Source organism: Streptomyces sp. RG80 (genome assembly GCF_040446465.1).
Lineage (GTDB): Bacteria > Actinomycetota > Actinomycetes > Streptomycetales > Streptomycetaceae > Streptomyces.
Map to the genome: position 1 here is coordinate 75543 of NZ_JBEAAJ010000005.1, position 12236 is coordinate 87778.

The following is a 12236-nucleotide window of genomic DNA, read 5'->3' on the forward strand; positions in this document are numbered from 1 at the left end:
GTAAGTGGCGGCCGCGGCTGAGAGCCGACCTCTACCCGGACGCGAAGCCTGCTCCCGCTGAGGAGCGGCTTTGCCGGCAGACGGCATGCGTACGTCCGCCGCCCGGCCTTCCTTCCGGGCGGCGGACTGGTGCGGTGGCTTCGTGGTCAGCCCTGGCGCACCTTGATGGTGGTGGTTCCCGCCTTCTTCTCGGGCACCGGGACCGTGATGGTCAGGACACCGTCCTTGTAGTCGGCGGTCGCCTCGTCGCCCTGTGCGCCGGCCGGCAGCCGGACGGAGCGGGCGAAGGTGCCGTAGCGGAACTCGGTGCGGTACTTCTCCTTGCTCTCCTCACCACGCTCCGCGCGCAGTGTCAGTACGCCCTCCGCGATGGTGATCTCGACGTCCTTGGCGGGGTCGATGCCAGGAAGCTCGGCCCGCAGGACGTACGTTCCGTCCGTCACGTGTTCCTCGACGCGTATGCCATGCAGCCCCGGGACACCGTGCGTCCCTGGGAAGCCGGCCTCCACCCAGCCGAACAGGTCGGGCAGCGTCGGCCAGCCCGGCAGCCGCTCGATCATGCCCGTCATGTCTCCTCCCTTCACCAGCGTGCTTTCTCGGTCCACTTTCCAGCCTCCTCCGGAGCGGTGCGCGTGCCGAGTGCCGTTCGGCCCGGGGCCCGAGCCGGTCGGACCCTGGCGGGGCGTCGCTCAGCCGGTCTTCCATCCCTTGCGCGGGTCGATGTCGGCCCACTCCTTGTCCCACTGCGCCAGGCGCCGCCGACCCAGGCGGGCACAGCCGCCCCAGCCGGCGAACGCCACCAGCGCCCCCGCGCCCACGGCGGCGGCCATGCCGAGCACCGTCCCCTGGAGCTCGGCCTGCTCGGGCGTCGCGGGCTCGGGCACGAGACGCTCACGCTCGTCCAGCCACACCTCGGTCCTGCCGCCGGCCTTGCCGCCGGCCTCGACCCGGGCGACACCCGTGCGGACCTTGCCGTCCCGGCCGGTCCAGCGCACGGTGGCCCACGCCTGGTCCATGTCGGTTCCCTCGGTCGCGGACGGCGAGCGTTCGGCGTCCTCGGTGAGCACGGCCGTCACGGCGTGCCGCTGCGCCCGCAGGCGGTTGACGTCGTCTTCGACCACGTCGGCGGCCAGGACACCGGCGACGACTGCCACCACCACGGCCAGCAGCCAGGTGGACAGCAGCAGCCAGCCTTCGATCAGGTCACTCCTGCGGCGCAGCGGGTTGCGCCGAAAGCGCCACCACAGGCGCCGGGTCCCGTTCACGGCCACCACCTGCTTGAGGCATCGGCGCGGGTCAGCAGATCGGCCGCCCGAAGTCGGGGGGTGCGCCACAGCTCGGTCGTCCGGCCCAGGCGCAGGATCACCTGCGGGTACTGGCCGCCGGTGATAAGCGTCCGTATTCGCGTGCGCAGGGCGGGGAGTTCGAGGGGCTGGGTGTGGAAGGCCGCCATGACCTGGTGGCCGGCCGCGTGCAGCAGGAGGCGCTGGAGCGCCTGCCCGGAGCGCAGCCAGTCCTGGCGACTGTCGTGCCGACTGGTGAGCAGCGCCACGGTGCCCGTTCTCGGGCTCCACCGTTCGGGGCGGCGCACGTACCGCCAGGGCGCCTGACGCAGGTAGTCACGGCCGACCAGGAGTGTGCCGTCGGGATGGTTCCGGCAGGCCTGGGCCGGTATGCCGTACGGGCCCACGTACCGCCTCAGTTCGGCGGCGTGCCGGATGTCCGTGCGGTGCGCCTCCTCGCCCACGCGCACCAGCCCCGCGAGCAGCCGGAGCGTCTCCGGCTCGTCGACCAGCTGGAGGGCGATGCCCTCGGCCAGGGCGGCGGCCCGCAGCTCGTCGAGGACCGGGTCCGGGACCGGGCCGTCGGTGAACGGGCCGCGGTGGGTGTGCCGTTGCGGCATCACGGCGGCCAGCCGTGCCTCTTCGCAGGTGGCCGGGGCGTGGATGCCGTAGCCCACGCGGGCCAGACAGGTCGGATGCCCGGGGTCGGGGAGCAGGTCGACGGCGGGCCGGAACCCCATGCGGCGTACGGCCAGGCGGACGTTGAACAGGGCCGCTCCGCAGGCGATGACCGCTTCCCGGCCGCCCGGGTCCGTCAGGGGCATCCGGCGTGCGTCGTCCAGGTGCAGCTGGAAGCCCTGGTCGTGGCCCTCCTCGACGAAGGACCACGGCTGGCTGTTGTGCGGTGAGGGCGCGAGCGAGGCGGCACGGGCCAGATGGAGAGCCGCGTGGCCGTGGCTCTCGTACGTCAGGGACATGGCTCCTCCGCCCTTCGTGAGGTTCCTGGCCCGTGGGCCTTCCTCGGTGTCAGCGCGCGATCAGCCCTCGCGCGCGGCCACGAGTTCCTGGGCGATCCGCCGTGCCCAGTCCTCGATCTGCCCGAAGTCCCGGAAGTCACCTCCCTTGCCGTTGCGCACGATCATCCGGGCAACCCAGCCCTTGGCGCCTTCCTCCAGGCAGCCGCCGAAGGTGATGTGTTCCCGGGCGTCGAGGCGGATCATGGCCTTCCGCACGCCCGGCACCGGCGGGATGTCCCGATGGGCGGCCGAGGGGTCGAGGGGGCCGCTGCTGAACAGCCACAGCGGACGCCCGGCCAGGTCCCGGCGGTGCCGCCGCAGGAACCGGCGGGCGTCACGGTGCCAGCGTCCGGCGTACAGTCCACCGCCCAGGACGACGGCGTCGTAGTTCCGCACGTCGCCGACGGACGCGGCCGGCCGGGCCCAGGCCGTGATCCCCTCCTTGTTCAGAATCTCGGCCACGGTCTCGGCGATCCGGGCGGTGGATCCGTTCGTGGTCCCGTAGGCGACCAGCACACCACCAGTCATGGCGGTACGCCTCCTCTCGGTTCAGATCTTGCGCAGCCAGTCGTCCGCGACTCCGTGCAGTGACTGCTCGTCGACCCGCAGGTTCGCGTCGTCCAGTCGCCAGGTCAGCTTGTCGACGACGTCGACGACACCGTCGATCTGCCGGGTCATGGAGACGGCGATCTCCGTTTCGCTCTTGCGTTCCATGCGACCGGCGAGGGTGATCACGCCCTCCGTGACCGACACGTCGATGCTGCGGGGCGGGAGCCACAGGGCGCGCACGAGCACCTCGTCGATGACCTCGCGCCGGATGTCCGCATCGGGCCGCAGGAAGACCTGAAGCAGGTCGCGGCGGGTGACGATGCCGACCAGACGCTGTTCCTCGTCGAGGACGGGCAGCCGTTCGATGCGGTGCTGGGCCATGGTGCGAGCGGCCTCGACGATGGTGTCGTCGGCGTGCACCGTCACAGGCGGCTGCGTCATCAGCCGTCCCGCGGTACGCGCCTTGGCCTTCACCCTCCGTGCCCGGTTCCGGCGGGTCAGCCCGCCCAGGGAGAAGCGCTTCTTCGGCGCGTAGGGGTCGGGCATCTCGGCCTGCCGGACCATCAGGTCGGTCTCGGATATGACGCCGACGACCTTCTCGTCCTCGTCGACCACCGGCAGTCCGCTGATGCGGTGCTCGCCGAGCAGTCGGGCCACTTCCTTGAACGGGGTTGCGTACTCGGCGCGGACGACGTCCGTGGTCATCACGGAGCCGACCTTGTTGTGCTTCATGGTTGTCCCTCCTCAGCGGAGACGGCGCAGGTACGGGTCGTGGGGCCGACGCGGCAGCAGGCGCACGCGCACGTCGAGTGCGCTGACCGAGCCCGGTGTCGCGAGTACGGGGTTGAGGTCGGCTTCGGCGAGCTGCGGCAGGTCGCTCGCCATACGGGACAGCCGCAGCAGCAGCTGTTCGAGGCCTTCGAGGTCGACGGGCCTGGCCCCGTTCGCCCCGAACAGCAGCGGGGCGCAGCGCGGGGCCGTGATCAGGTCGTGCACGTCGTGGTCGGTGAGCGGGGCGAGCCGGGCGGCGTGGTCGGCGAGGACCTCGGTCGCGGTGCCGCCGAGTCCGAACAGCACCAGCGGTCCGAAGACCTGGTCCTGGACGACGCCGGCGAACAGTTCGGTGCCCCGGTCGGCGAGCGGCTGGATCACGACGCCCTCCAACAGGCCTGCGAACCGGGTCTCCAGGTCCCGGAAGGCTGCCCGCACCTGGGAGTCACCGCGCAGGTCGAGATGGACGGCGTGCTCGGCGCTCTTGTGCACCAGGCCCGTCCAGTGGCCCTTCATGACGACGCGCCCGTCCGCGCCGCGCAGCCGTTCGGCGCCCCGCACGGCGTCGTCCTCGGTCTCGGCCCATGCCCACCGCGGTTGCGGGATGCCGTAGCAACCAAGGAGTTCGGCGCAGGTGCGCGGGTCGAGCCAGCCGCCGTCCGGGTGCGTGTCGAGGTAGGTGTCCACGACGGTGCGGGCGCGGTCCGTCTCCACCTCGTCGAGCGCGGGGACCGTCCCGGCCGGCCGGGCGAGCCAGGCCGCGCGGTGGGCGGCGTGGGCCAACGCCCGGGCGGCCGCCTGGGGTTCGGCGTACGACGGGACTGTGCCGCCGTCGGACGCGGGCAACAGCTCGACGGGCAGGGCCTGTTCGAGCCGTACCACGGCGACGGGCTTGGCCCGGCGTCCGGGGGCACCGGTGAGGGCGCGGACCAGGTCGTCGCCGGTCGCCGCGGCGACCGCGGTGGGGACCAGGGCCACGAGGACGGCGTCGATCCCGCCGTACCGCATGATCCGGTCCACACCGTCCATGAGCTGCCCCTCCGAGACGGCCGCGGTGGCGTCGACGGGGTTGCCGACGGCGGCGCCGTCCGGGAGGACGGCAAGCAGGTCGTCGACGAGTTCGGGGGTGGGCGCCGGGAGTGCCAGCCCGGCCTCGGCGCAGGCGTCGGCGGCGAGGACACCGGCGCCGCCCGCGTTGGTGACGATCAGGACCCGAGGTCCGGCGGGCAGCGGCTGGGAGTGCAGCAGGGCGGCCGTTTCGAGGAGTTCGCCGACCGAGCGGGTGGCGGTGATGCCGGCCTGGGTGAACAGGGCGCCGCGGGTCATGGTCCGGGTGGCGGCGGCCGCGGTGTGCGAGGCGGCGGCGCGGCGGCCGGCCTCGGTGCGGCCCGCGTCGACGGTGAGCACCGGCAGGCGGCGGGTGACGCGGCGGGCGGTACGGGAGAAGGCGCGCGGACTGCCGAAGGACTCCAGGTGCAACAGGGCGAGGTCGGTGCGGCCGTCGCTCTCCCACCACTGGAGCATGTCGTTGCCGCTGACGTCGTACTTGTCGCCGAGGGAGGCGAAGGAGGAGACGCCGATGCCGAGCCGGGACATGCCGTCCAGCAGGGCGATGCCGACCCCGCCGGACTGCACGGCGACGCCCGCGCTGCCGGGGCGGGGGTGACCGGCGGCGAAGGTGGCGTCGAGGCTCACGTCCGGGTCGGTGTGGGAGATGCCGAGGCAGTTGGGGCCGACCATGCGCATGCCGTGTTCACGGCATGCCGCCAGCAGGGCCTGGGCCTGGTCGGCGTCCAGCCCGGCGGTCACGACGAGGAGGGCCCGCACGCCCGCCTTGCCGCACTCCTCGGCGGCCGGTGGGATCGCGGCGGCGGGTACGGCGAGGACGGCGAGGTCGGGGGTGAGCGGCAGGGCGCTGAGGGAGGCGTGGCAGGGGACGCCGAGGATCGAGTGTGCGGCGGGGTTCACGGCGAACAGACGGCCCGTGTAGCCGCCGCTCTTCAGCTGGTGCAGGATCGCCCGGCCCACCGAGCCCGCCTTGCGTCCGGCGCCGACGACGGCGACCGACCTCGGGCGCAGCAGGGGGCGCAGGCTGGCGACGTCGGCGGCGCGGCCGCGCTCCTCGACAGCGGTGAGGTAGGCATCGTCCTCGTCGAGGGCGATGGCGCAGCGCACCTCGGGGCCTTCGAAGCTCCGGGTGGTGCGCAGGCCCAGGTCGGCGAAGAGGCGCAGCACCTCGTGGTTCTCGCTGAGCGCGTCGGCGGTGAAGGTGGTGACGCCCCCGGCGCGGGCCGCGGAGACCAGGTGCTCGACCAGCAGGGTGCCCACGCCCCGGTGATGCAGCCCGTCGGCGACGGCGATGGAGATCTCGGCCTCGGTGGCGGGGCCGGGTCCGCCCGTGTCGTACTCCGCCAGTCCGACGAGCCTCCCCTCCGTCTCGGCCAGCAGGGCGAGGTATCCGGAGTGTTCCGGGGCACAGGCGCGGTCGGCGGCCATCTCTGCGGAGCGGCGGCTGGCGGCGAAGAACCGCAGCCGCAGGTTCTCCGGCGACATCTCCTCGTACAGCCCCTGCACCTGATCGTGGTCCGACCGTCGTACGGGACGGATGCACACGGTGGTGCCGTCCGCGAGCAGGGCGTGGACGGTGGGTCGGCTCAGCGCGTCGTCCGTCATTGCGGTTCTCCTCAGGTCGTCTCGTCACTTAGAGCGTCCAGCGGAACGGGCGCCGGTCCCATGGGCTGTCCGGGCGGAGCAAGGGGGCCGGTCGGCCCCGATACCCGGGACCGCCGGGCGGGTGGGCGAGCGCGATGTCGTGCGGGCGGGTCCCGGGGCCGAGGGGGCGGGCCGGAGGTCCCGGGTGCCAGCGCTCGGCGCCGGAGGGCGGATCCCTCGGGCCGAGGGCTGTGGCTGGGCAGGGGGCTCGGCGGGCCTGCCAGGTTCGGGAAACCTGGGCCGAGAGGCAGCCTTGGGACTGACCAGCCGGGTCAGGGGGCCGGAAAGCCAGAGGTCCGCGGCCGGCTAGGAGGCCCGGGAGCGGCGACCGGTGATCCGGGGCTGCGGCGTCGGGCCGGACGGCGCGGGACTTGCCCGCACAGGCCGGGGCCTCCGGCCCGTGCCCCGGACCTCGTGCCCCGGGTCGCAGGCCTCGTGCCTTGGACCTCGGGTCCCGCGCCTCAGCCCGCAACTCTCAGGCCCCCGGCCCCCGGGCCACAGGCGGCCGGGGTCGCAGGCTTCCGCACCTTGGACCTCAAGCCTCAGGCCCCGGACGCCGGACCCCGGGCGCCGGCCCTCGGGCCACACGCCGAGTGGCGAGCCGGGTGCCGGTGCCCAGGCCCCTGCACCGCAGCGCCCCATGGCGGGGCGGCGCGGGCAGGTGGTGCTCACACGATCTCCAGGACCTGTTCCAGCGGGCGGCGCGGTGTCGTGGCGCCGGTGGGGCCGTAGCCGAGGCGGAGGACCATCTGGACGAATCCCATGGTCGAGCCCGGGTCGCGGGCCAGTTCGCGCAGGTCCTTGTGTTCCAGCGCGTGGGAGGTGAGGGAGGTGGCCAGGCCGTGGTGGGTGGCCAGCAGCAGGACGCGTTCCATGGCCTGGCCGGCGCGCAGCCAGTCGGCGGGGTGGTCGGCGGCCGTGCCCAGCAGGGCGAGGCGCGGGGCGTTCTCGAAGACCGCGGCGGGACGGCCCGGCACGGCCCGGCGGCCGGCGAAGTCCCGGACCGGGGCCCGGCCGCCCTGCTTGCGGGGCCCGAAGGCCGTGTCCAGGATGCCGTCGACGGCCGCCTCCGACTCCTCACGCCCGATGCGGGTCCACCGGCGAACGTCCTCGAGCCGGTCGGCGTCGAGCAGATCGCGTCCTTCCACGTCCCGGACATGGTCGAGCAGTGATTCCACGTGCCACGGGTCGGGGAACAGCAGCCGGGCGCCCTCCAGTTCGGCCGCCTCGCGCAGCTCGGTCTCGATCGCGACGGGAATCGATCGCTGCTCGAAGGGGTGCCGGCTGGTGTGCCGACGGGCGACGGCTGGGAAGAGCCGGGCCAGGTCGTGGTCGGGTGCGTCGGTGTCCGTGAGACGCACCGTGGCGAGCAGCACGGGCTCCGCCGGGTCGGGAAGCAGACGCGTGTCGGCGCGCTCACCGAAGTGGGCGCCCGCGACACGGAGGTTGAACAGCGCCGCCCCGCAGCCCAGATGGAGCGCTCGCCCGTCGGGGTCGGTGCGCGGCATCGCCCGGTCCAGGTCTGCCCGCAGTTCGACGGAGCGGTCGGCGCCGCGGTAACGGAACCTCCACGGTTGGGAGTTGTGCAGCGAGGGCGCCGCCGTGGCGGCGGCGATCAGGGCCGTGGCGTGCGTGGGTTCGTGGGGTCGCACCGTCATCATGGGGCGCACCTCCCTCGTCGGGGGCCGGGGGCGGGTGGTGGCACGGCCGTCCGGCCGCGGTCAGGGTGTGCCGAGGCCCGCGTCCTCCGCCCGCAGCACGGCCAGCCGGCGGCGGTACTCCTCCTCGTCGATCTCCCCGCGGGCGAAGCGTTCGGCGAGCAGTCGCTCGGGGACCGCGGTGGCACGGGAGCGGGAGGCGTCGGGGTAAGACGGGTCCGGCACACGGGTCAGCGCGCGGAACACGAGCACCGCGACCGCGATCAGGAGGGTCCACAGCAGGACCGTGCCGACCGACATCGCGAACCAGTCCCAGCCGTTCATGTCATGGCGGTTCCAGTACATGGCGAGCACCTCCGGTCCTCGGACCTCTCAAGGACCAGCTTCGGTCCGCGCCGGCACGGCGAGGATGGGCCACCAGGTCCCTGTCCGGGGACCGATCGGCCTCGATGCCCGCGGGCCCCCTCCCCCTGCCGCGGGTCAGTCCGGCAGTAGCAGCCGGCCCGTCTCCCCCGGCTTCAGGCTCACCGTCCGGTCCGGCAGCCGTACGTCGATCGGTGAGGCGTCGGAGGACGGCACCGTGATCTCCAGTCGGCCGCGTTCCAGGCGCAGCCCGACGCCCCAGTGGCCCTGGTAGCGCAGGGTGAAGCCGTAAGAGGACAGCTCGGGCAGCGGCACCGGGTCGAGCCACAGGGCGCCGCCCCGGGTCTCCAGTCCGGTGAGGCCGCGCTGGACCAGGTCGAGGGTGCCGGCCATGGCGCCGAGGTGGATGCCCTCGCCGGTGGTGCCGCCCTGGAGGTCGGCGATGTCGCCCTGGAGTGCCTCCTGGCAGAACTTCCAGGCCTCCGCGCGCCGGGCCCGGGCCAGCACCCAGCCGTGCACGAGGCCGCTGAGGGTGGAGCCGTGGCTGGTGCGGTGCAGGTAGTGGTCGACGGTGCGGTGCCAGGTGTCCTCGTCGAGCCGGTAGCCCAACCGGCCGAACAGGGAACGGAGTTCGGCGGGCGCGAAGAGATAGCCGAGCATCAGGACGTCGGCCTGTTTGGAGGCCTGGTAGCGGTTGACGGTGTCGCCCTCGGCCTCCAGGATCCGGTCCAGGCGCCGGATGTCGCCGTAGCGTGCGCGGTAGCCGTCCCAGTCGAGTTCGGCGAGGTCGCCGTAGCCCTCGAACTGGCTGATGACACCCTCGTGGAAGGGGACGTGCAGACTGCGGGAGACGTCCTCCCACAGTTCGAGTTCGCCGCCGTCCAGTCCGGTGCGCTCGACGAGTTCACGGCGGCGTGGCGCGGGGAGGGTGTCGAGCAGTTCCAGGGTGCGGGAGAGCACCCAGCAGGCGGTGACGTTGGTGTACGCGTTGTCGTCGAGGCCGGGTTCGCTCGCGTCGGGGTAGGCCTCGTGGTACTCGTCGGGGCCGACCACGCCCTTGATGCGGTGCCGGCGCAGAGTCTCGTCCCAGACGGCGGAGTCGGCCCAGAAGCGGGCGATCTCAAGCAGCATCTCGGCGCCCTTGGTGTCCCGGAACTCGGTGTCGCCGCTCGCCTCGCAGTATTGCCACACGTTGTAGGCGATCGCCGAGCCGACGTGGTGCTGGAGATGGGAGTGGTCGGGCAGCCAGCGTCCCGAGCGCGGGTTGAGATGCAGCTGCTGGGTCTCCTCACGGCCGTCGCTGCCGCTCTGCCAGGGGTACATCGCGCCCCTGCGGCCCACCGACCGGGCGGCGGTGCGGGCCTGTTCCAGGCGCCGGTGGCGGTAGCGCAGCAGGGCCCGGGAGACCTCGGGGAAGTGCAGGTCGAGGTAGGGCAGGACGAACAGCTCGTCCCAGAAGACATGGCCGCGGTACGCCTCGCCGTGCAGGCCCCGCGCGGGTACCCCGACGTCGAGGTCGGCGGTGTGCGGGGAGAGGGTCTGCAGGACGTGGAAGAGGTGCAGGCGCAGGATCCGGCCCGCCTCCCCGGCCACCTCCAGGTCGGCGCGCCGCCACAGCTGGTCCCAGGCCGTCAGATGCGATTCCACCAGCTCGTCGAAGCCGGGCGCGCGGCCGACCCGGTCGATCGCGGCGTACAGCGGGTCGCTGATCGCCGGGTCGCGAGAGGTGTGCAGGGCGACCGTCTTGTCGACGGTCACGGTGCGGCCGGGCGCCAGGTCGAGGGTGACCCGCTGGACGGCGTACGGGAGTTCGTGGTGGTCGGTGACGGGCGCGTCGGCGGTCAGGCGGGCCGCCATGCCGACGCGGATGTCCGAGGTGCGGGTGCGGCAGCGCAGCCACACGGTGTCCGGGGCGGCGGTGCCGGTGTGCACATGGGTGAGGTGGCGGCCGTCGAGGTCCCGGTAGCGCGGGACGCCCGCGTTGGTTACCCCGCCGTCGAGGGCCGCCTCGACCTCCAGCGAGCCGGAGAATCCCACGGCCGTGAACTCGGTGCGCAGCGCGGCCAGATGGGGATCGGCCATGTGCACAAGTCGCTCCTGACGCAGGATCAGTTCGCGCCCCTCGCCCAGGTCGTAGTGTGTCCGGCGCTCCAACAGCCCCGCGGACAGGTGCAGTCGCTGCCGGTGGTCGAGGACGGTCGCGGTGTCAGGGGCGAGCCAGGGGCCGCCGGGCAGCCGGTAGCGCAGGGGGAGCCAGTTGGGGACGTTGACCATGTCCTCGTTCTCGACCTGCCGCCCGGCCACCTCCGAGGTGAGCCGGTTGTAGCAGCCGGCCACATAGGTGCCCGGGTAGTGCACCTCGTCGGTGGCGCACTCGGGCAGCGCCCCGCGCGTGGCGAGGTAGCCGTTGCCCAGGGTGCACAGCGACTCCCGCAGCCGCTCGTCGGCGGGCGTGTACCCCTCGTACTCCCAGCTCCAGCCCGTCACCGCGGTGCTCCTTCCACGACCAGTTCCGCGAGATCCCGTACGACGAGGTCGGCGCCGTGCCGCAGCAGCCGCGCCCCGGTGTCCGGTCCGGCGGCCCGGTCCACGCCGATCACCAGGGCGAACCCGCCGCGCCGGCCGGCCTCGACACCCGCGAGGGCGTCCTCGACGACGGCCGCCTCGCCGGCGGGGACGTCGAGTCGCCGGACCGCCTCCAGGAACAGGTCGGGTTCCGGTTTGCCCCCGAGGCCCAGCCGGGCGGCCTCGCCGCCGTCCACGAGGAGGTCGAAGAGGTCGAGCACCCCGGCCCGGAAGAGCAGTTCCCCGGCATGCCGGGACGCGGACGCCGCCGCGCATCCCACTCCGGCGCGGCGCAGGGCCAGCACCAGCCGTACCGTCCCCGGATACGCGTCGACACCATGGGTGCGCAGCCTCTCGGTGAAGAGGCGCTCCTTCTCCTCCGCGACGGCTCGCACGGTCCGGTCGGAGGTGTCGAGGCCGCGGGAGGCCAGGAAGGCGGCGGCGCCGTCGAGACGGGCCTTGCCGTCCACGAGGCGCAGGTAGTCGTCCTGTACGTCGAAGGGGCGGCGCAGGGCCGGGTCCGCGGGCGGGTGGGCCCTGAGGTGGGCGTCGAAGGCCGTCTTCCACGCGGCGGCATGGACGCGGGCCGAGTCGGTGATGACGCCGTCGGTGTCGAAGACGACGGCACGGATGTCCCGCAGGGCTGAGGCGAGCGAGTCGCGGGCGGGCTCCGGGGTGCGTTCGGGGCCGTCCATACCCACGACCGGGGGCAGCACCATCGTCTCCACCGCCTTCCGTCGGACGGCGCCGCCGCGCGACGCCACCAGTGTCCTTCTCCACGGTCGCACCACCCGCACGTACTCCGCAGAGGCGGTTGGTCCCCGGGCCGGGACGTTCGGCCCCTGGGGCGGCGGGCCGCCGCGCCGGACGCTGAAACCGGGGCCCGCACGGGACGGGGCTCATCCCGTCCGGTCGCCCGGCCCTCCAAGTCCGGCCGGGCCACGGTCACGACCGGTTCCGGCGTGGTGAGCAGACTCCCCGGGGAGGGCAGTCATGGTTCCTCTCATCCTGATCGGTGCGGCCGTCGTGGGCGCATGCCTGGTGTTCGGCTACAGCTCCTTCGTCGTCGGCTTCGTCCTCATGATCGTCGGCATCATCGGTCTCATCACCTTCATGTCCACCGTCGGCATGGTCCAGCGCCCCGGTGAAAAGGGGACGGTCATCGAGGAGCGCCACTACATCGGCGACTACCCCCGCGACCACCACCGGCCGTAACGGCCTCTTGCCGGGGGTGCGCCTGCGGGTGCACGCGCCCCGGCGTCCACCCGCCGTCCGGGCGCGGCCGACGCTCGACCGGAGTCCGGCCTCGGCCCTGTCCC

The 12236-nt window shown here is 73.4% G+C and carries 11 protein-coding genes; 1 reads left to right on the plus strand and 10 read right to left on the minus strand.

All coding sequences use genetic code 11. The features are described from left to right. Positions 1 to 146 precede the first annotated feature (146 nt). From ABKA17_RS18030 to ABKA17_RS18075, 10 genes are all read right to left on the minus strand, one after another. Positions 147 to 569 carry an Hsp20/alpha crystallin family protein gene (locus ABKA17_RS18030; RefSeq protein WP_353693097.1) on the minus strand — a complete coding sequence of 141 codons (423 nt, stop codon included), beginning with the start codon at positions 567 to 569 and terminating at the stop codon, positions 147 to 149. A gap of 120 nt (positions 570 to 689) precedes the next feature. Continuing rightward, positions 690 to 1265 carry an Rv1733c family protein gene (locus ABKA17_RS18035; protein WP_353693098.1) on the minus strand — a complete coding sequence of 192 codons (576 nt, stop codon included), beginning with the start codon at positions 1263 to 1265 and terminating at the stop codon, positions 690 to 692. Continuing rightward, on the minus strand, positions 1262 to 2260 hold the full coding sequence (locus ABKA17_RS18040) for an Acg family FMN-binding oxidoreductase (RefSeq protein WP_353693099.1): 999 nt from the start codon (positions 2258 to 2260) through the stop codon (positions 1262 to 1264). Before ABKA17_RS18040 ends, ABKA17_RS18035 begins: the two co-directional genes overlap by 4 nt. 60 nt (positions 2261 to 2320) lie before the next feature. Next, positions 2321 to 2827 (minus strand): flavodoxin domain-containing protein, encoded by a 507-nt coding sequence (locus ABKA17_RS18045; RefSeq protein WP_353693100.1) that lies wholly within the window; start codon positions 2825 to 2827, stop codon positions 2321 to 2323. A 21-nt stretch (positions 2828 to 2848) separates the two neighbouring features. Beyond that, a complete protein-coding gene (locus ABKA17_RS18050) occupies positions 2849 to 3580 on the minus strand; it encodes a CBS domain-containing protein (RefSeq protein ID WP_353693101.1) in 732 nt (243 codons plus the stop codon). A 12-nt stretch (positions 3581 to 3592) separates the two neighbouring features. After that, positions 3593 to 6292 (minus strand): bifunctional acetate--CoA ligase family protein/GNAT family N-acetyltransferase, encoded by a 2700-nt coding sequence (locus ABKA17_RS18055; protein ID WP_353693102.1) that lies wholly within the window; start codon positions 6290 to 6292, stop codon positions 3593 to 3595. A gap of 707 nt (positions 6293 to 6999) precedes the next feature. Further along, positions 7000 to 7989 carry an Acg family FMN-binding oxidoreductase gene (locus ABKA17_RS18060; protein ID WP_502994307.1) on the minus strand — a complete coding sequence of 330 codons (990 nt, stop codon included), beginning with the start codon at positions 7987 to 7989 and terminating at the stop codon, positions 7000 to 7002. Between the two features lie 63 nt (positions 7990 to 8052). Continuing rightward, entirely contained in the window at positions 8053 to 8334 is a 282-nt protein-coding gene (locus ABKA17_RS18065) for an SHOCT domain-containing protein (protein WP_353693104.1), read from the minus strand. A 135-nt stretch (positions 8335 to 8469) separates the two neighbouring features. Then, on the minus strand, positions 8470 to 10839 hold the full coding sequence (locus tag ABKA17_RS18070) for a glycoside hydrolase family 65 protein (RefSeq protein ID WP_353693105.1): 2370 nt from the start codon (positions 10837 to 10839) through the stop codon (positions 8470 to 8472). Further along, positions 10836 to 11612, minus strand: coding sequence for an HAD family hydrolase (locus tag ABKA17_RS18075; RefSeq protein WP_353693610.1), 777 nt, complete (start codon positions 11610 to 11612; stop codon positions 10836 to 10838). The genes ABKA17_RS18070 and ABKA17_RS18075 overlap by 4 nt, the downstream gene beginning before the upstream one ends. 298 nt (positions 11613 to 11910) lie before the next feature. Between ABKA17_RS18075 and ABKA17_RS18080 the strand changes: the two genes are divergently transcribed. Continuing rightward, positions 11911 to 12132 carry a hypothetical protein gene (locus ABKA17_RS18080; protein ID WP_353693106.1) on the plus strand — a complete coding sequence of 74 codons (222 nt, stop codon included), beginning with the start codon at positions 11911 to 11913 and terminating at the stop codon, positions 12130 to 12132. Positions 12133 to 12236 lie beyond the last annotated feature (104 nt).

Excerpts from the sequence above, each read along its gene's own strand:
- ABKA17_RS18065 (WP_353693104.1), bottom strand. The coding sequence starts at position 8,334 with ATGTACTGGAACCGCCATGACATGAACGGCTGGGACTGGTTCGCGATG.
- ABKA17_RS18075 (WP_353693610.1), bottom strand. The coding sequence starts at position 11,612 with ATGGACGGCCCCGAACGCACCCCGGAGCCCGCCCGCGACTCGCTCGCC.
- ABKA17_RS18040 (WP_353693099.1), bottom strand. The coding sequence starts at position 2,260 with ATGTCCCTGACGTACGAGAGCCACGGCCACGCGGCTCTCCATCTGGCC.
- ABKA17_RS18080 (WP_353693106.1), top strand. The coding sequence starts at position 11,911 with ATGGTTCCTCTCATCCTGATCGGTGCGGCCGTCGTGGGCGCATGCCTG.
- ABKA17_RS18055 (WP_353693102.1), bottom strand. The coding sequence starts at position 6,292 with ATGACGGACGACGCGCTGAGCCGACCCACCGTCCACGCCCTGCTCGCG.
- ABKA17_RS18060 (WP_502994307.1), bottom strand. The coding sequence starts at position 7,989 with ATGACGGTGCGACCCCACGAACCCACGCACGCCACGGCCCTGATCGCC.
- ABKA17_RS18045 (WP_353693100.1), bottom strand. The coding sequence starts at position 2,827 with ATGACTGGTGGTGTGCTGGTCGCCTACGGGACCACGAACGGATCCACC.
- ABKA17_RS18030 (WP_353693097.1), bottom strand. The coding sequence starts at position 569 with ATGACGGGCATGATCGAGCGGCTGCCGGGCTGGCCGACGCTGCCCGAC.
- ABKA17_RS18050 (WP_353693101.1), bottom strand. The coding sequence starts at position 3,580 with ATGAAGCACAACAAGGTCGGCTCCGTGATGACCACGGACGTCGTCCGC.